Source organism: Agromyces subbeticus DSM 16689, assembly GCF_000421565.1.
Taxonomy (GTDB): Bacteria; Actinomycetota; Actinomycetes; order Actinomycetales; family Microbacteriaceae; genus Agromyces; species Agromyces subbeticus.
This window is the reverse complement of sequence record NZ_ATXG01000001.1, coordinates 797,002-813,675: the sequence shown is the minus strand read 5'-3', so window position 1 is coordinate 813,675 and position 16,674 is coordinate 797,002. Positions and strand designations below refer to the sequence as shown.

The window sequence follows — 16,674 nt, the reverse complement described above, 5'->3', positions numbered from 1 at the left end:
CCTAGGCGCCGGGCCGGCCGGTGCCCGGCCGACCCGAGCCGCTGACCGTCAGGCGACCGACCAGCCGCCATCGGCAGCGAGGATCACGCCGTTGATATTCGACGCAGCATCACCGGCCAGCCAGACCACGGTGCTTGCGACCTGCTCGGCCGTGGCCGGCGGTGACATGGTCGCCTGCATCACCGGACCGACCCGACTGCCGCCGTACTCGGACTTCACCGCGATGTCGAGACCCGTCATGACGGCGCCGGGTGCGACGGCGTTCGTGCGAATGCCCTGCGGCCCGTACATGAAGGCACTGCTCTTCGTCAGGCCGACCACGGCATGCTTCGACGCCGTGTACGCGGCGCCGCCCACCGACCCGCGGAACGCCGCCTCGGAGGCGATGTTCACGATCGCGCCCGATCCGCGCTGGCGCATCAAGGGCACGACGGCGCGTGTTGCGCGAAGCACTGCCGTCACGTTCACGTCGAAGACGCGCTGCCATGTTGCGTCGTCGACCTCGTCGGCGGGGAGCAAGCCGTCCATGATGCCGGCGATGTTCGCGAGGATGTCGACTCTTCCGTCAGCAGACGCGACGAGTTCGGCAACCGTTGACTCCTGCGTGATGTCACCGGTGACGGTGCGCACGTCGAAGCCTTCGAGCTCGGCGGCGAGGTCGCTCAGCTGGTCGGCTGCGATGTCGGTGGCGATGACGGTCGCGCCTTCGTGGGCGAGGACGCGGGCCGTGGCCCGGCCGATGCCCGAGCCGGCGCCGGTGATGAGTGCGGTGCGTCCGCCGAAGCTCTGTTCGTGGTCGGTCGTCATGGTGTTCTCCTGTGCTCGTTTCAAGTAGTCACGTAAACAGTATACGTAACTACTAGTTAAGACAATGGGAGTTGCAGATCGCCGTCGCCATCGTCATCGTCATCGCCCTCGACCCACTCGAGCAGGTCGCCCGGCTGGCACTCGAACACCCGGCACATGGCATCGAGGGTGGTGAAGCGCACCGCCTTGGCGCGGCCGTTCTTCAGCACGGCCACGTTCGCAGGCGTCAGGCCCACGCGCTCGGCGAACTCGCCGACGCTCATCTTTCGCTTGGCGAGCTCGACGTCGATGCGCACGACGATGGCCATCAGATGACCTCTTCGAGGTCTGATCGCAGCACCGTGGCCTGCCGCAGCAACGCCCGCAGCACCACGACCACGAGCACCACGACGGCCCCGATGAGCGTCATTCCGGTGAGCAGGATCGGCGTGCCGGGGTCGCGGAGCTCGGGCGTGAAGTAGATGATGCCGATGAGCGTGGCCGAAACGGCGGCGAGCACCAGCCAGGCGGCGGCCACGGTCCACATGATCACATCGACCCAGACGAACGACTTGTCGCTGAAGATGCGGTCGGACCTCACGAGGGTGAGCAGCCGCCAGGTGCAGACGATCACGATCTGGAAGCAGAGCACCTCGAGGATCGCGAAGGTCAGGAGCAGCCACGGCACGACGCCGGCGTCGGGGTTCTCGCGCGCCATCTGCGAGAACTCGCCCGGCAGGCTCATGAGCTGTGCCACGAGCAGGCCGATGAAGACGAGCACGAGCAGCACTCGAAGCGAGACGACGACCCAGTCGATTCTTTGCATGCATCGACTTTCGTGCATTTTCTATCGTTTGTCAATCGATTCGAGCGGATGTCGCGGGCGGGCGATTCCCCGACTGGCGCCGAGCGCACCGTGACATCCCGACGAGTTCGCCTAGCGTCGAAGCGTGACTGACACCCTCGAGCTCAACAACGGAATCACGATGCCCGCGATCGGGCTGGGCGTCTACCAGACGCCGCCCGACGAGACCGTGGAGGCCGTGGCATCCGCCCTTCGCACCGGTTATCGCCATGTCGACACGGCGGCCGCCTATTCGAACGAGCGCGGGGTCGGCGAGGCGATCCGTCGGTCGGGTCTCGACCGCTCGGAGGTCTTCATCGAGACGAAGGTCTGGATCAGCGACTACGGCTACGACGAGACGTTGCACGCCTTCGAGAAGAGCGCGGGCAAGCTCGGCGTCGACACGATCGACCTCCTCATCCTGCACCAGCCGGTGCCCGCACGATTCGACGCGACCGTGCAGGCGTATCGGGCGCTCGAGACCCTGCTGGCCGACGGCCGCGTACGAGCGATCGGCGTCAGCAACTTCATGCCCGATCACCTCGATTCATTGCTCGCGCAGACGAGCGTCGTGCCCGCGGTGAACCAGATCGAGGTGCATCCCTACTTCTCGCAACCCGAGGCGCGAGCCGCGAATGCGGCGAACGGCATTCTCACGCAAGCGTGGTCGCCGATCGGCGGCATCACGTTCTACCGCGGCGAGCGCGCGAGCACCCTCGACGACGATGTGATCGGCGGCATCGCCGTGAACCACGGCAAGACGCCGGCCCAGATCATGTTGCGCTGGCAGCTGCAGCACGGGCACTCCGCGATTCCGAAGTCGGTGCGCGCAGAGCGCATCGCCGAGAACTTCGACGTGTTCGACTTCGAGCTCGCGGGCGCCGAACTCGAAGCGATCGACCGGCTCGATACCGGGGTGCGGGGCGGACCGGACCCGACCGCCATCACGACGGACACGTTCAGGCTGACGATTCCCGAGGCGTAACGGCGGGCGCGGGGCTGCGACACGTCGGCGCCACTGCCGACCGAACCGTGCCGATAGGCTCGCGGCATGCCCGCCGCCGCCATCGCCCTCACCGTGCTTCTCGCGGTGCTCGCCGTGTTCCAGATCGCACTCGCCTTCGGTGCGCCCATCGGCCGATTCGCGTGGGGTGGCCAGCACCGCGTGCTCCCGACCAGGCTGCGCATCGGCAGCGGCGTGTCGATCCTCATCTACGCGTTCATCGCCGTGCTCGCACTCGATCGAACCGGCCTCGTCGAGCTCGTGCCCGACGCCGTCTCGACGATCGGCATGTGGGTCGTGTTCGGCTACTTCGTGCTCGGCATCTTCATGAACGCGATCTCTCGCAGCAAGCCCGAGCGGTTCACGATGGCACCGCTCTCGGCGGTGCTCGCGGTGCTCTCCCTGCTCGTCGCGCTCGGCTGACCTGCGCCGCCGACGAACCTGACCGCCGGCCGGCCCGGACCACCGGCTACGGCGAGGTTCAGGCCGGAAGCATGGACAGTCCGGGGAGCCCGTCGATGCTCATCGTGTTCTTCTCCACGCGATACTCCGACATGCCGTCGGGCCCCTTCTTCTCGGCCTGCAACCGCAGGAGGTCCCGCTCACCGGTCAGCTCCATGACCGGCACGCCCCACCCGCACGAGTCGCTGATCCTCGTGACCTCCACGGTGATGACGGCGCGCGTGCTGGGGTGCTCGGGGTGGAGCGCGACGACCTCTTCGAACGCGGCATCGCCGGGCAGCGAGACCGTTCCCCGGCCGTGCAGCCGCACGATTCGAGGGCGAGGGCCGAACGAGTTGAACATCAGGCAGACTCGCCCGTTCTCCCGAAGATGGGCGATGGTCTCGATGCCGCTGCCCGTGTAGTCGACCCAGGCGACCGTGCGCCCGTCGAGCACCGAGAACGAGTCGTGCCCGCGCGGGGAGATGTTGACGTGCCCCTCGGCGCCGAGCGGCGCGGTCGCGACGAACCACATCGGCTGCGCCTCGATCCACGCTTGCAACGAGTCGTCGATGGAGTCGAAGAGTTTGCCCATCGTCACAGCCTAGATCGCCGGCGACGACGGCCAGGCCCGGCGCCGGGCACGCCTACGCCGCGAGCCTCCCCACGGCGCGTGCCCTGATCAGCACCGCCTGCCCGTCCATGTACGCGACCGGCAGCTCCTCGATCGCGACGACCTCGATCGTGGCAGGGTCGGCACCCGCGAGTCTCGCGCGATCGGTGGCCTCGCGCGCCGCGTCATCCCGCGAGTCGCGGCGGTCGCCGTCGACCCGGTAGATCTTCTCGACCTGCCCGGCCACCTCGCCCAGCGCGGCGCCGACGGCGTTCGCGGCACCGAAGTGCTCGGGGCGGATCAGCTCGCCGACGCCGTCGAGCTCGTCGGGCGCGATGATGCTGCCGCCGCCGACGAGGATCACCTGCACCGGGGCGGCACTCGGCTTCATGCGGTCGATCGAGTCCTCGAGCAGCTCGCGGATCGACTGCCACGCGGCCTCGCCGACCGTGGCATCGAACGCAGGGGCCACGAGGCCGTCGATGGTTGCTCCACCGACCGACAGCGCGACATCCGTTGCCGTCAGCGTCGTGCCGCCGAAGGCGAGGCCCTCTTGCGGCAACCGGTACCCGACACTGTCGGGCCCGAGCGTGACGACGGAGTTCGCGGGGCCGCTGGCTCGAACCACCGTGCCGCCGCCCAAGCCGACCGAGAGCACGTCGGGCATGCGGAAGTTCGTGCGGATGCCGCCGATCTCGACGGCGTGCGCCGATTGGCGCGGGAACCCGCCGACGAGTACGCCGATGTCGGTGGTGGTGCCGCCGATGTCGACGACGAGCGCGTCGCTCGCCCCCGAGAGGTGGGCGGCTCCGCGGATCGAGTTGGTCGGCCCGCAGCCGATCGTGAACACGGGGAACTCGAGCGCGTACTCGAGCCGCATGAGGGTGCCGTCGTTCTGCCCGAAGTACGGTTCGGCGTCGATGCCACGTGCCTCGAGCGCGGTCACGAAGCCGCGCGCCATCGAGCGCAGGGTCTGCATGAGGGCGGCGTTGAGCACGGTCGCGTTCTCACGTTCGAGGAGGCCGAGCGAACCGATACGCGCCGAGCGCGACACGGGCACACCGAGCTCAGCACTCACGATCTCGGCGACCCGCTCCTCCTGGCGCTCGTCGATCGGCGAGAACACGCCGACGACGGCGACCGCGTCGACCTCGCCGCGCATGCGGTGGCATGCGTCGCGAACGGCGGCTTCGTCGAGCGACGAGAGCACCCGGCCGTCGACCTCGTAGCCGCCGGGCAGGAGGTAGGCGTGCTCGCCGATCGCGCGCCGAAGATCGTCGGGCCAGCCCTCGAGCGGCGGCACGGCGGTCGTCGCAGGGGCGCCGAGGCGCAGAATGCCGACGCGGCCGAGACCACGGCGTTCGACGATCGCGTTCGTGCAGTGCGTCGTGCCGAGCATGGCGTGGCTGATGACAGCGGGGTCGACACCGGCTGCCTCGATGACCGCGTCGATCGCTGCGGCCACCCCGTCGCCCGTATCGGGCGTCGTCGGCGACTTCACGGATGCCACGACGGCCAGCCGCTCGTCGAGGATGACCGCGTCGGTGTTCGTGCCGCCGACGTCGATGCCGATGCGGTACCCGCGTGCGCCCATCAGGCTGCTTCCTTCCGTCGGGCGGCCAGCGATTCGACCGGCGCCCACTCCACGTCGTAGCCGAAGTGCGCCGGTCCGGCGTTGTCGAGCCCCACAGGCGTGCGCCACTTCTCGTGGCACGGCATGCCGATCACCGCGACCCGCGCTCCGTAGCGCAGCGACTCGGTCGTGATCGGCGCCCCGGTCGCGAGGTCGAGCACCGCGATGAGGTCGGGGGTCACCGCGGCGAGCACGCCGTCGCGGCGGGCGAGCAGCATCTCGTTCTGGAAGTCGAGCCGGAACCGCGCGCCGCGATCATCGCCGACGCCCTCGAGCTCGGCCGCCCCCCTGGTGAAGCCGCCCTCGAACTGGCGCTGCAGATCGGTGACCTTGCCGTCGAAGAGTCGCACGGCGTCGAGCTCGTCGCAGAGCGCATCGATGCGCGCGTCATCGCGGAGCTCGGCGGACTCGCCGTGGCCGAGCAGGATGCGACCGATGCGCTTGGCCGCCGTGAGGGTGCCCGGAATCGCGCACTCCTGCACGACCTCGCCGCCGTAGGCGTAGTCGATCATCGTGGCGGAACCACCCATCTCGACGGTGACCGATCGCGCGAGCCGCTCCGACCAGGCGCCGTCGACGGGTCGGCTCACGACCTCGTTGCCGTGGTGGTCGACGAGCACGGTCGTGCCCGGCCCGTAGCCCGCGAGGTGGAAGGTCACCATCTGCGCCTCGGGGAATGCGCGCCCCATGGCATCGGCGTCGACGATCGGCAGGCCGCTGAGCGCGGCGGCGGCGATCGGGATCATCGAGTTGCCGCCGCCGACCTCGATCGGCATGACGGCGGTCGGGATGCGTCGGGTGGCACGCTCGATCGCCTCGAGCGCCGCCAGCAGTTCGGACTCGGCCATGATGCGCTCGACGTCGACCGAGGGCGCGCCGATGCCGCCGATCGGCACGACGAAGTCGGCCGGTGAGAGCTCGTCGACGCCGATCACCCGCACGGGGCCGTGCAGGCGGATGAGCCGCTTGGCGATGAGGGCGCCGACGTGCGGGTCTCCCCCGCCGCCGGTGCCGAGCACGGCTGCGCCGAGCGCGATCTCGTCGACGTCGGCCTCGGTGATCAGCCGATCGTCGCCGCTTCGCTGCGCGTCGATGCTCATGCCACCACCTCTGCCCGGGCCGCGTCGCCATCGGGCGCAGCCGCCGTGTGCGGCGCGACCGTGATGGGCGCCACGGGCGCGAACCGCCGCCGCACGAACGCGATCACGAGGTACACCACGAAGCCGACGACGAGGCCGTCGAGTGCGGGAATGGTCGACAGGTCGAAGACACCGAACCCGAGGCCGTCGGTCGGATGCGTCGTCGCGAGCGCCGTGAGGATGCCGACCAGCCACGCGGTCGCCGACCAGCCGTCGACCGTCGGCGCCGGGGCATCCGCTTCGAATCGGCCGGTGCGCCGCTCGGTGAAGAAGGCCGCGAGGTAGACGCCGCCGAACGGGGCGATGATGATGCCGATGGCCGAGATGAACGGCACGAACGCGTCGGCCGCGCCGAGCACGGCGATCGCGATGCCGATCACGCCCCCGACGATCGTGAGGGTACGACGGTTCAGTCGCCCGCTGATCGACGAGAAGCTGAGGGCGGCCGAGTAGATGTTCGTCGTGTTGGTGGTCCACTGCGCGAGGATCAACACGACCACTGCGGCGAGGCCCAGCCCGAGGGCGAAGTAGATGGTCATGAGTTCGGACTCGTCCATGATGCGGGCGAGCACGATGGCCACGACGATGATGATCGAGTTGCCGAAGAAGAAGCCGACGAAGCCGGCAGCCATCGCCTGCTTCGGCGACTTCGCCCAGCGCGCCATGTCGGGCGCCGTCACGACGCCCAGGATGAAGATGCCCATGACGAGTGAGACGGCGCCGCCGAAGGTGAACACGGCGTCGACCGGGTCGAGCAGCCTGCCGGCGCCGCGGATGGCGACGGCGAAGACGATGCCGAGCACGAGCAGCAGCAGGAGCAGCGGAACGGCGAGCGTGCTGAGCCTCGAGATCGAGCGGTAGCCCCAGAGTGCGGTGAGCACCATGAGCACCCCGCCGATCGCCGTGAACACCTGCACCGGCACATCGAGCCCGGTCAGTTCGACGAAGGCGATCTGCGCGTTGCTGCCGAAGAACCCGGCCTGCACCGCGAACCAGCCGAGCAGGCTGAGCGCGAGGGCGATCGCGAGCACGGCGCCGCCGATCTTGCCGAACACCGCCCGCGAGATCATCGCGGTCGAGAGGCCGGTCGCAGCGCCGACGTAGGCGCACGCCATCGCGAGCAGTCCGAGCAGCAGCGAGCCGGTGAGCGTGGCGAAGATGGCCGGCCAGAACTCCATTCCGGTGGCGAGCGCGACACCGAGGAAGGCGCCGGAGAGGTCGATGCCGATCGCGATCCAGACGGCGGCGATCGAGAGCCAGCCCTTGCGCTGGTCGGCGGGCACGGCGCCATGTTCGTAGTCGGTGGCGTTCATGGTCATCCTTCGGGGGAACGGTCGGCGGCGCGGAGCATGGTGCGGAGGTGGTGCCACGCGAGATCGAATCGCGCGCGATAGACGTCGGGGGCGTAGTGCGTCAACTGCAGGAAGAGGCCGTCCATCAGCACGAACACGAGTGCGGTGAACCCGTCGGGGTCGCCCGCGATGAAGTCGCCTGACGCGACGCCTTCGTCATAGGCCTGACGCACGGCGCCCGCGAGATCGGACTCGGAGTCGAGGAAGATCTCGCGCAGGTCGCGCCCACCCGGGCCGTACTCGGCGACGGCGGCACGGAGGCTGAACTCGGCGAGATCGGGGCGATCGCGGTAGTACGCCTCGATGCCGCCCAGCAGATGACCGAGTCGCTCGAGCGGTGGCAGGGTGCTGCTCGCTCGAGCGAGATCATCGAAGAACGCGGTGTGCTCGACGGAGACCTCGGCGTAGACCGCCGCGTACAACGCCTCTTTGCTCGGGAAATGCGCGTACAACGAGGGCGTCTTGATGCCGACGGCCTCGGCGATCTCGCGCAGGCTCGCCTCGGCGTATCCGTTGCGGCCGAAGACGACACGGGCTTCGGTGAGGATCTGCGCTCTGGTCATGGGTTACCTAACGATCATTAGTTAGGCAGACGTTAGCCGCTCCGATCCCGCATCGCAAGACGCCGGCGTCACATCCGGCGTCACAGACGCACGATGGGCCGGGCGCCGCAGCGCCCGGCCCATCGCACGACGCAGCCGTCAGGCGACGATCTTCTGCAGCGTCTTCTGCAGCTCCTCGCTCGTGTGCGTCTCCTGGTCGAGATTCGCCTGCAGCAGGGTGACCACGTCGACGAGGCCCATGGCCCGCGTGGGGGCGATCAGGCCCTGGTACGCCGAGATCTCGTAGTGCTCGTTGCCGAGGGCGCTCGACAGCGCCACTTGGTCGCGAAGCTTCGGCGCACTGCGCTCGATGAGCGAAGCCGCCTGCTTGCTGATGCCCTTCGTGCTCGGCGACGGCGCCGTCGACTGCTTGAACTCGAGCAGCGCGAAGACGCGCTCGAGGTTCGCGAGCTGCTCCTTCGTCTCGTCGGCGTGGTGGCGGAAGAGCTTCTTGATCTCCGCCGACTTCGCCGCCTTCTCGAGTTCGCCGAGCGCCGCGAGCGAGTCGTTCTCCATCGTCACCGCGGTGCGGAGCTGGAAATGGAGGAGCTCCTCGGGGGTCGTGAGGGTCTGTTGCACCATGGTCGTGCCATCCTTCCGTCGAGCGGTCGCGAAGCGGGGCGGATGTCGCGCATGCCCCGACCTCCACGCTGCCGCGCACGAACGCCGCCCTCAAGGGCTTGCACGGCTGCTCGAATTCAACTACCCGACCGTTTCGCGGTCACCGCGGAAGAACGAGGGCCCCCGCGGCGTTGCCTCCGATATGAGAGCGATCGTGTACTCGCAGACCGGCGATTCATCCGTCTTGCAGTTGGTCGAGCGGCCGCTGCCGCAACCCGGCACCGGCGAGGTGCGAGTGCGCATCGTCGTCTCGGGGGTGAACCCGACCGACTGGAAGGCCCGCGCCGGCGGCCGACCGGGCCGGCCGACGCCGTTCGACGAGGTCGTGCCCGATCAAGACGGCGCCGGAGTGGTCGACGCCATCGGCGCCGACGTCACGGGCCTTGCGGTCGGCGATCGGGTGTGGGTGTTCCTCGCCGCACACGAACGGCCGACCGGCACCGCGCAGGAGTTCGCAGTGCTGCCGGCGGAGCGGGTCGTGCCGCTGCCGGATGCCGCGAGCTTCGACATCGGCGCGAGCCTCGGCGTTCCCGCGATGACCGCACACCGTGCACTCACCGTCGCCGAGGGCGGTCCGTCGCGACTCGGCCCCGGAGCCCTCGACGGCCGCATTGTGCTCGTCGCCGGAGGCGCCGGGGCCGTCGGCCATGCGGCGATCCAGCTCGCCCGCTGGTCGGGCGCCCGCGTCATCACGACCGTGAGCTCTGCAGACAAGGCGGCGCTCGCCATAGCGGCTGGGGCCCACCACGTCGTCAACTACCGCGAGGGCGACACCACGCGCGCCATCAGGGCCATCGCCCCCGACGGCGTCGACATCGTGGTCGAGGTCTCACCGGCCCGCAACGCCCAGCTCAACTCGAGCGTGATCGCGAACCACGGCACGATCGCCGTGTACGCCACCGACGGCGGCGGCGAGATGCTGCTCGACGTGCGGCATCACTTCGCGCTCAACGTGCGCTACCAGTTCCTGCTGCTCTACACCGTCGGCGCCGAGCCGCTGGCTGCCGCGGCCTCGGCCATCGGCCTGGCACTCCGCGACGGCGCACTCGATGTCGGTGCGGCAGCGGGCCTGCCGCTGACCCGCTTCCCACTCGACCGCGCCGCCGAGGCGCACGACGCCGTCGAGGCCGGCACGGTGGGCAAGGTGCTCATCGACGTGGCATCGCTCGACGGGACGCCGTAGTGCTGCCCGGCACCGACAGGGTCGGGCGATCATTCAACAGCTCCGGCACGAAAGCGGCCGCCTCCTTATACCGATTCGCGATCTCGGCGCGCTCGGCGTAGGGCACGACGAGGTCGATGTCGCCGAAACCGCCGGGCGCGCGCTCGTAGGCCAGCTGCATCACCTGCTCGGGGCCCATCGAGCGGTTGCTGACGGTGATCGCCGTTGTGCGCGGGCGACGCTCCCCCTCATAGGCGGCGAGCGCCTCCTCGGCGGAGTCGATCGTGCCGAGCCGGAACGCGAGCGTGCGGGCGTCGATGATGGCCTGCGACGCGCCATTCGAGCCGATCGGGTACATCGCGTGCGCGGCGTCGCCGAGCAGCGTCTGCGTTCCGAAGGTCCAGCGCGGGATCGGGTCGCGGTCGACCATCGGGTACTCGAGGATCTCGTGGGCGGCCGTGATGACGGCCGGCACGTCGAGCCAGCCGAAGTCCCAGTCGGCGAAGCGGCCGAACACGGCGCTCGGGGCGGCGCCGCGATTCCAGTCGCTCGCGCCGGGCTGCGCGTCGTCCGATCGGTACTCCGCGATGAAGTTCACCGTCTGCAGGCCGTCGTCACCCCGTTCAGACAGCGGGTAGGCGACGAACTTCTGCGCCGCGTCGCCCGCCATGATCATGGTGCGCCCGTCGAGGTAGGGCCTTACCCGGGCGGTTCCCCGCCAGAGGATCAGCCCGTTCCAGACCGGAGCACCCTCGTCGGGATACCGCTGGCGGCGCAGCGCGCTGTGGATGCCGTCGGCACCGATCACGACGTCGGCAGTGACGCGCGCCGCGGCATCCGTGCCCTCGCCGATCGCGACACTCGTGGTGCCGCCGTCGTCTCGTGCGTCACCGACTGCACTACCGAGCCGGATGGATTCGGTGCCGAGCCGCGCGAGCACGGCATCGCGCAGCAGCAACTGCAGCCGACCGCGATGCACGGAGTACTGCGGCCAGTGGTACCCCGCGGCCCTCCCCCGCGCTTCCGTCCAGATCTGCTGGCCGTGCCGGTTGAAGTAGGTGAGGGCGCTCGTGGCGACCCCGAGCTCGGCGAGCTGCTCGCCGAGGCCGAGTTCAGTGAGCTCGCGCACCGCATGCGGTAACAGGTTGATGCCGACGCCGAGCGGGCGGATCTCGGCCGCCGATTCGTACACCGTCACGTCGTCGATGCCGGCCGCGTGCAACGCGAGAGCCGTGCTCAGGCCGCCGATGCCGGCACCCGCGATGATGACTTTCATCGGGCGGCCTCCTCGAGCGCGTCCGCCTCGCCGGCCACCGTCTCGGGTTGCCAATCGGGCCGAGGCACGGAGTCGATGAGCAATCGGGTATAGGGATGCCGCGGCGTGCTGAGCAACTCGTCGGTGCGGCCCCGCTCGACGATCTCGCCGGTCTTCATCACGACCGTCTGCTCGCAGAGCCTGCGCACGACCGCGAGGTCATGGCTGATGAAGAGCACCGTCAGGCCGCGCTCGCGGCGGATCCGCTCGACGACACCGAGCACCTGCGCCTGCACCGACACGTCGAGCGCACTCGTCGCCTCGTCCATCACGAGCACGTGCGGATCGATCGCGAGCGCCCTGGCGATCGCGACGCGCTGCCGCTGCCCGCCAGAGAGGGTGCGCGGCCGCGCCTGCGCGTGCGCGTCGCGGAGTCCGACCTGCTCGAGCAGCTCGATGACCCGTGCCCGCGCTTCGGTCGTGCCCAGGCGCGAGTGGAGTCGCAGCGCGTCTTCGATCGCCTTGCCTGCGGTGATCCGGGGGTCGAGCGACAGGTACGGGTCCTGGAACACCATCTGCATCGAGCGTGCGTGCGCGAGTCGTTCGGCACGCGACGCCCGTGCCGAGGCGCGTTCGCGACCGGCGATGCGGATGTCTCCGGCGTCGGCCTGTTCGAGGCCCACGATCATTCGGGCGAGCGTCGACTTGCCCGACCCCGACTCGCCGACCACGCCGAGCGCTCCGCCCCGCGGGATCTCGATCGTGGCGTCGATGACCGCGCGCACCGGCTCCTTGCCGCGCCGCAGGTACGTCTTGGAGATGCCGACGGCCTCGAGCATCGGCTCGGCCGGCACAGGAGCGGTCGCGCTCCGCACGCCCGTTGCCGCGGCATCCGACCCATCGACCGGGGACCGACCACGGTCGCCCGCGACCGAGATCGTGGGCGTGGCCGCGACGAGTCGCTTCGTGTAGTCCGCCTGCGGGTTGCGGAACACCTGGCGCGCGTCGCCCTGCTCCTCGACCCGGCCCGCGCTCATCACGTAGACCCGATCGCAGATCGCGGCGGCGAGGTTCAGGTCGTGCGTGATGAAGAGCATGCCCATGCCGCGACTCGCACGCTGCTCGGCGAGCACGCCGATGATCTCGGCCTGCGTCGTGACGTCGAGCGCGGTCGTCGGCTCGTCGCAGATCAGCAGCCGCGGCGAGCTCGTGAGTGCACCGGCGATCATGACGCGCTGCAGCATGCCGCCCGAGAGCTCGTGCGGGTACTGGTGCAGGTGCTCCGCAGGGCGCGGCAGGTGCACCGCCTCCATCAGCGAGATCGCGACGGCTCTCGCCTCCGCCGCCGATCGCCCATCGCACAGCCGCATGGTCTCGGTGAGGTGGTCGCCGACGGTGCGCATCGGATTGATGCCCGCGCGCGGGTCCTGGAAGATCATCGAGGCGCGGGTCCGGCGCAGCTCGAGCAGCTCGCCGCGGCTCGCGTCGAGCACCGAGCGCCCGAACAGCTGCACCGACCCGCCCATGACCGCGCCGCCGGGCAGCAGGCCGAGCACCGAACGGGCCGTGAGCGACTTGCCCGAGCCCGATTCGCCGACGAGGCCGACGGTCTCGCCCTCGGCGACGGTGAGGCTGATGCCGTCGAGCAGCCGCGTGCCGTTCGGCAGGTCGAGCGTCAGCTCGGAGATGTCGAGGATTGTCATGCGGGAAGCTCGCCTCCGATGCGGTCCGAGAGTTCTTCGCCGATCACGTTGACGGCGACCACGACGAATACCACGGCGAGCGCCGGCACGAGCGCGGGAAGGAAGTAGCCGCCGATCAGCCCCGACTGGGCCTCGTTGATCATGGCGCCCCAATCGGCGGTGGGCGCCTGCACACCGAGCCCGAGGAACGACAGCGCGGCGAGCTCGGCGAGCACGTAGCCGAAGTTCAGCGTCGACTGCGCCCCCACGATCGGGGTCACATTGGGCAGCACCCGGCGGAGCGCGATGAACGCACCGCCGAAGCCCTGCACGCGATACGCCGCGACATACGGTCGCGAGCGCTCCGAGGCCACGAGCGTTCGCGTGAGACGCGCGACGAAGGGGGTGAAGGCGATGCTCATCGCGATCACCGGGCCGACGAGGCCCTTGCCGAACAGCGCGACCGCCATGATGGCCAGGAGCAGCGCGGGGAACGCGAAGACGACGTCGAAGGCCCGACCCAGCACGGCATCGATCCAGCCGCCACGCCAGCCGGCGAGGAGCCCGAGCAGGATGCCGACGACCGTCGAGAACACGACCACGAGCAATGGCGCCAGCAGCGCGGTGCGTGCGCCGTAGATCATCCGGCTCAGGATGTCCCTGCCGAGCGAGTCGGTGCCGAGCCAGTGCGCCGTGCTCGGGCCGGCCTGGAAGTTCAGCAGGTCGACGTGGTTCGGATCGTACGGAGCGACGACCGGCGCGAGGATCGCGGCGACGGTCACCGCCGAGAGGAACACGGCACTGACCGCGAACGTCGTGCTCGAGCGACGCACGCGAGGTGCCCGCAGCACGCTCATCGCGAGGGTGGGTGTGGTCATCGGGCACCAACTCCTGCAGCGGCTCGGGGATCGACCAGGGGCTCGAGCACGTCGATGACGGCGTTGACGGTGACGAATGCCGCGACGACGAGCAGCACGATCGCCTGCACGACCGGAAAGTCGAGACGGTCGACCGACTGCACGAGCAGCGACCCGATGCCGGCGAGGCCGAACGCCGCTTCGACGATGGCGCTCGCCACGAGCAAGCCTGCGACGAGCACGCCGCTCACCGTGAGGATCGGGCCGATGGAGTTGCGGACGACGTGGCGCCGGATCACCGTGCCGCGCTTCAGTCCGCGGCTCGTGGCCACCTCGACATGCTCGCGGCCGAGCTGCTCGACCATCGACGAGCGAGTCACCTTGCCGACGAGCACGACGAACACGAGCGCGAGCGCGATCGAGGGCAGCACCAAATGGTAGACGGTGTCGAGAAATCCCTCGCCCGACCCGAACGACGGGAACCACCCGAGCTGCACCGCGAAGACCGCGATGAGCACGATCGACCCGACGAACGAGGGGATCGCGCCGAGCACCGTGAGGCCGACGAGCACGGCACGGTCGAGGATCCTGCCGCGATTCAGCGACGCGACGATGCCCGCGGTCAGGCCGAGCACGGCGATGATGGCGCCCGCCATGACGACGAGCCCGAGCGTCACGGGCAGCCGGTCGCCGATCACCTCCGTGACATCCTGCCGGTACTGCAGCGAACGACCGAGGTCGCCCTGCAGCACGCCGGCCAGCCAGTTCAGGTACTGCTGCCACGGTGGCAGGTCGAGCCCGTACTGCGCGCTGACCTGCGCCACGGCCTCCGCGCTCGGCTTGCGCCCGCGAAGCAGGAAGCTGAGGGGATCACCGGGCACGAGGAACCGCGAGAAGAAGACGAGCAGCGATGCCAGGAAGAGCGTGAGGAGCAGAGCGCCGAGCTTGCCCGCCACCCGGCGGAGGGCGGTCATCGGTCGACCTCCGCTCCGCCGAGCTGCTTCGAGCCGCGCCGGCCGGTGCTAGCGTGCGCCAATGGTGGCCGCCCAGGGAAAGTACATGAACGCGATCGACGGCGCGACGCCGGTGATGCGCTCACCCATGAACAGTGTCACCGGGGCTTCGAACATCGGCAGCCACGGCAGCTCTTCGTTGGCGATCTGCTGCGCCAGCGCGGTCTTCTCGGAGCGAGCGGCCGGATCCTCGATGGCGAGCGCCTCGTTCACGACGGCATCGAACTCGGGGTTCGACCAGCCGCCGTAGTTGCTGAACTCGCCGGTGCGCAGCACGCTGTACATCTCGAGCGGGTCGGGGCTCGAGAGGTACCACGAGGTGTAGAAGAGGTCGACGCCCTCGCGAGCGCTCGGGTCGGAGAACAGCGCGGTGTAGGCGTTCGGCGTGACGGTCTCGATCGTGACCTTCAGGCCGATGGATTCGGCCGCCGCGGCCGTGGCCTGCGCATAGACGTTGAAGTCGCTGCTGATCGGCGCGGTCACGTAGGTGAGCTCCTCACCGACGGCCCCGGCCTCCTCGACCAGCTTCTTGGCCGCCTCGATGTCGGTCGGGTAGGCCTCGACGTCACCGAACGCCGTGGCGATCGCCGCATCGCTCGCGCCGTCCCAGACCGACTCGGTCGTGAGCACGTCGGTCGTGGTGCCGTAGCCCTTGACCGCCGCATCGACGATGCCCTGCCGGTCGAGCGCCATGAGCAGCGCCTGGCGCACGCGCACGTCGCCGAGCGGCCCCTCGAGGTCGGAGATGATCAGGTTGTTGACCGCGGTGTTCAGGCCGAAGAGCAGGTCGCCCCGGTCGGAGTCGAGCAGCTGCGGCACGGCGTCGGCCGGAATCATCCAGCCGCCGTCGACCTCGCCCGACTTCAGCGCGTTGGTGCGGGCGTTGGCATCGTTCATGAAGACGAACTCGACCTCGGCCGAGCGAGCGGTCAGCGAGGCATCCCAGTAGTCGTCGTAACGCTCGAGCGTGATGGATTCACCCGATTGCCACTCCCCGAAGCTGAACGGGCCCGTGCAGTTGACGCCGCCGGTCGAGTTGCCGTAGTCGGCGCCCTTCTCGGCGAGCGTCGCTGCGGACTCGATGACGCCGGCCGATCCGCCCATGCCGAGGTTGAACTGCGAGTCGGCAGAGGCCATCGTGACGGTCACCCGCCGGTCGCCGGTCTGCTCGATCGCAACGACGTTCTGGTAGACCGAGTACCACGACGAGCCGACGGCGGGATCGAGGTGGCGGTTCATCGAGGCGACGACGTCGCCTGCGGTGAGCGGGGTGCCGTCGTGGAAGGTCACCCCGTCGCGGATCTCGTAGACCCAGGTCTCGGGCGTCGGGTGCGAGACCGACTCGGCGAGGCCGGGCGACAGCGTCCAGTCGGGATTCAGGCGCATGAGCGACTCGCAGACGTTCGCGAGCACCATGTTGTCGGCATAGTCGAAGGCGTAGGCGTAGTCGAGCGAGTACGGCTCGCCGTAGTTGACCCACGTGAACGAGTCGAGATCTCCCGAGGGGGCGGCAGTCTCGGCCGTGAGCTCCCACTCGGCCGGCTCCTTCGTCTCGGGCTCGGGGCCGGTGCAGGCGCTGAGGAGCAGGGCGGCTCCGAGACCGAGGGAGAGGATCGAAGCGATACGTCGACGGATCGGACGGGCGGGCGTGGCGGGAGATGGGGACATGGC

17 protein-coding genes are annotated in these 16,674 nt (G+C 69.5%); 3 read left to right on the top strand and 14 right to left on the bottom strand.

Annotation, left to right across the window (positions count from 1 at the left end; genetic code table 11):
- Positions 1 to 48: 48 nt before the first annotated feature.
- The 3 genes from H521_RS0103730 to H521_RS0103720 are packed head-to-tail and all read right to left on the bottom strand — an operon-like array spanning position 49 to position 1,612.
- The gene (locus H521_RS0103730) at positions 49 to 807 is read right to left on the bottom strand and encodes an SDR family NAD(P)-dependent oxidoreductase (RefSeq protein ID WP_022891694.1); all 759 of its coding nucleotides are present in this window, start codon (positions 805 to 807) and stop codon (positions 49 to 51) included.
- A 56-nt stretch (positions 808 to 863) separates the two neighbouring features.
- Positions 864 to 1,115 (bottom strand): helix-turn-helix domain-containing protein, encoded by a 252-nt coding sequence (locus H521_RS0103725; RefSeq protein WP_022891693.1) that lies wholly within the window; start codon positions 1,113 to 1,115, stop codon positions 864 to 866.
- A complete protein-coding gene (locus H521_RS0103720; RefSeq protein ID WP_022891692.1) occupies positions 1,115 to 1,612 on the bottom strand; it encodes a DUF2975 domain-containing protein in 498 nt (165 codons plus the stop codon). Before H521_RS0103720 ends, H521_RS0103725 begins: the two co-directional genes overlap by 1 nt.
- A 160-nt stretch (positions 1,613 to 1,772) precedes the next feature.
- Here H521_RS0103720 and H521_RS0103715 point away from each other — a divergent pair, with 160 nt between their 5' ends.
- Positions 1,773 to 2,615 carry an aldo/keto reductase gene (locus tag H521_RS0103715; protein ID WP_156891270.1) on the top strand — a complete coding sequence of 281 codons (843 nt, stop codon included), beginning with the start codon at positions 1,773 to 1,775 and terminating at the stop codon, positions 2,613 to 2,615.
- Positions 2,616 to 2,681: 66 nt separating this feature from the next.
- Entirely contained in the window at positions 2,682 to 3,056 is a 375-nt protein-coding gene (locus tag H521_RS0103710) for a hypothetical protein (protein WP_022891690.1), read from the top strand.
- A gap of 58 nt (positions 3,057 to 3,114) precedes the next feature.
- Here the strand turns inward: H521_RS0103710 and H521_RS0103705 are convergent, their stop codons facing one another.
- The 6 genes from H521_RS0103705 to H521_RS0103680 form a co-directional block, all read right to left on the bottom strand.
- Positions 3,115 to 3,669 carry a pyridoxamine 5'-phosphate oxidase family protein gene (locus H521_RS0103705; RefSeq protein ID WP_022891689.1) on the bottom strand — a complete coding sequence of 185 codons (555 nt, stop codon included), beginning with the start codon at positions 3,667 to 3,669 and terminating at the stop codon, positions 3,115 to 3,117.
- A 52-nt stretch (positions 3,670 to 3,721) separates the two neighbouring features.
- Positions 3,722 to 5,281 carry a hydantoinase/oxoprolinase N-terminal domain-containing protein gene (locus H521_RS0103700; RefSeq protein ID WP_022891688.1) on the bottom strand — a complete coding sequence of 520 codons (1,560 nt, stop codon included), beginning with the start codon at positions 5,279 to 5,281 and terminating at the stop codon, positions 3,722 to 3,724.
- Positions 5,281 to 6,420, bottom strand: coding sequence for an S-methyl thiohydantoin desulfurase family protein (locus H521_RS0103695; RefSeq protein ID WP_022891687.1), 1,140 nt, complete (start codon positions 6,418 to 6,420; stop codon positions 5,281 to 5,283). Before H521_RS0103695 ends, H521_RS0103700 begins: the two co-directional genes overlap by 1 nt.
- Positions 6,417 to 7,772 (bottom strand): cytosine permease, encoded by a 1,356-nt coding sequence (locus tag H521_RS21345; protein WP_084511851.1) that lies wholly within the window; start codon positions 7,770 to 7,772, stop codon positions 6,417 to 6,419. The genes H521_RS0103695 and H521_RS21345 overlap by 4 nt, the downstream gene beginning before the upstream one ends.
- 2 nt (positions 7,773 to 7,774) lie before the next feature.
- Complete coding sequence (locus H521_RS24875; RefSeq protein ID WP_022891685.1) at positions 7,775 to 8,374, bottom strand: TetR/AcrR family transcriptional regulator; 600 nt, start codon at positions 8,372 to 8,374, stop codon at positions 7,775 to 7,777.
- Positions 8,375 to 8,512: 138 nt separating this feature from the next.
- Positions 8,513 to 8,995, bottom strand: a complete 483-nt coding sequence (locus H521_RS0103680; protein ID WP_022891684.1) for a YciE/YciF ferroxidase family protein — start codon at positions 8,993 to 8,995, stop codon at positions 8,513 to 8,515.
- 181 nt (positions 8,996 to 9,176) lie between these two features.
- Between H521_RS0103680 and H521_RS0103675 the strand changes: the two genes are divergently transcribed.
- Entirely contained in the window at positions 9,177 to 10,217 is a 1,041-nt protein-coding gene (locus H521_RS0103675) for an NADPH:quinone reductase (RefSeq protein WP_022891683.1), read from the top strand.
- Here H521_RS0103675 and H521_RS0103670 read toward each other — a convergent pair.
- From H521_RS0103670 to H521_RS0103650, 5 genes are read right to left on the bottom strand one after another with little or no spacing between them, the layout of a single operon-like run.
- Positions 10,183 to 11,472, bottom strand: coding sequence for a flavin-dependent oxidoreductase (locus H521_RS0103670; protein WP_022891682.1), 1,290 nt, complete (start codon positions 11,470 to 11,472; stop codon positions 10,183 to 10,185). The genes H521_RS0103675 and H521_RS0103670 overlap by 35 nt on opposite strands.
- The gene (locus H521_RS21335) at positions 11,469 to 13,154 is read right to left on the bottom strand and encodes a dipeptide ABC transporter ATP-binding protein (protein WP_022891681.1); all 1,686 of its coding nucleotides are present in this window, start codon (positions 13,152 to 13,154) and stop codon (positions 11,469 to 11,471) included. The genes H521_RS0103670 and H521_RS21335 overlap by 4 nt, the downstream gene beginning before the upstream one ends.
- Complete coding sequence (locus H521_RS0103660; RefSeq protein ID WP_022891680.1) at positions 13,151 to 14,011, bottom strand: ABC transporter permease; 861 nt, start codon at positions 14,009 to 14,011, stop codon at positions 13,151 to 13,153. The genes H521_RS21335 and H521_RS0103660 overlap by 4 nt, the downstream gene beginning before the upstream one ends.
- Positions 14,008 to 14,964 (bottom strand): ABC transporter permease, encoded by a 957-nt coding sequence (locus H521_RS0103655; protein WP_022891679.1) that lies wholly within the window; start codon positions 14,962 to 14,964, stop codon positions 14,008 to 14,010. The genes H521_RS0103660 and H521_RS0103655 overlap by 4 nt, the downstream gene beginning before the upstream one ends.
- A gap of 48 nt (positions 14,965 to 15,012) precedes the next feature.
- The gene (locus H521_RS0103650) at positions 15,013 to 16,671 is read right to left on the bottom strand and encodes an ABC transporter substrate-binding protein (protein ID WP_022891678.1); all 1,659 of its coding nucleotides are present in this window, start codon (positions 16,669 to 16,671) and stop codon (positions 15,013 to 15,015) included.
- Positions 16,672 to 16,674 lie beyond the last annotated feature (3 nt).

Coding starts and splice junctions, on each gene's coding strand:
- H521_RS0103650 (WP_022891678.1), bottom strand. CDS start 16,671: ATGTCCCCATCTCCCGCCACGCCCGCCCGTCCGATCCGTCGACGTATC.
- H521_RS0103730 (WP_022891694.1), bottom strand. CDS start 807: ATGACGACCGACCACGAACAGAGCTTCGGCGGACGCACCGCACTCATC.
- H521_RS0103655 (WP_022891679.1), bottom strand. CDS start 14,964: ATGACCGCCCTCCGCCGGGTGGCGGGCAAGCTCGGCGCTCTGCTCCTC.
- H521_RS21335 (WP_022891681.1), bottom strand. CDS start 13,154: ATGACAATCCTCGACATCTCCGAGCTGACGCTCGACCTGCCGAACGGC.
- H521_RS0103660 (WP_022891680.1), bottom strand. CDS start 14,011: ATGACCACACCCACCCTCGCGATGAGCGTGCTGCGGGCACCTCGCGTG.
- H521_RS21345 (WP_084511851.1), bottom strand. CDS start 7,772: ATGAACGCCACCGACTACGAACATGGCGCCGTGCCCGCCGACCAGCGC.
- H521_RS0103720 (WP_022891692.1), bottom strand. CDS start 1,612: ATGCAAAGAATCGACTGGGTCGTCGTCTCGCTTCGAGTGCTGCTCGTG.
- H521_RS0103725 (WP_022891693.1), bottom strand. CDS start 1,115: ATGGCCATCGTCGTGCGCATCGACGTCGAGCTCGCCAAGCGAAAGATG.
- H521_RS0103710 (WP_022891690.1), top strand. CDS start 2,682: ATGCCCGCCGCCGCCATCGCCCTCACCGTGCTTCTCGCGGTGCTCGCC.
- H521_RS0103680 (WP_022891684.1), bottom strand. CDS start 8,995: ATGGTGCAACAGACCCTCACGACCCCCGAGGAGCTCCTCCATTTCCAG.
- H521_RS0103670 (WP_022891682.1), bottom strand. CDS start 11,472: ATGAAAGTCATCATCGCGGGTGCCGGCATCGGCGGCCTGAGCACGGCT.
- H521_RS0103705 (WP_022891689.1), bottom strand. CDS start 3,669: ATGGGCAAACTCTTCGACTCCATCGACGACTCGTTGCAAGCGTGGATC.
- H521_RS0103715 (WP_156891270.1), top strand. CDS start 1,773: ATGCCCGCGATCGGGCTGGGCGTCTACCAGACGCCGCCCGACGAGACC.
- H521_RS0103675 (WP_022891683.1), top strand. CDS start 9,177: ATGAGAGCGATCGTGTACTCGCAGACCGGCGATTCATCCGTCTTGCAG.
- H521_RS24875 (WP_022891685.1), bottom strand. CDS start 8,374: ATGACCAGAGCGCAGATCCTCACCGAAGCCCGTGTCGTCTTCGGCCGC.
- H521_RS0103695 (WP_022891687.1), bottom strand. CDS start 6,420: ATGAGCATCGACGCGCAGCGAAGCGGCGACGATCGGCTGATCACCGAG.
- H521_RS0103700 (WP_022891688.1), bottom strand. CDS start 5,281: ATGGGCGCACGCGGGTACCGCATCGGCATCGACGTCGGCGGCACGAAC.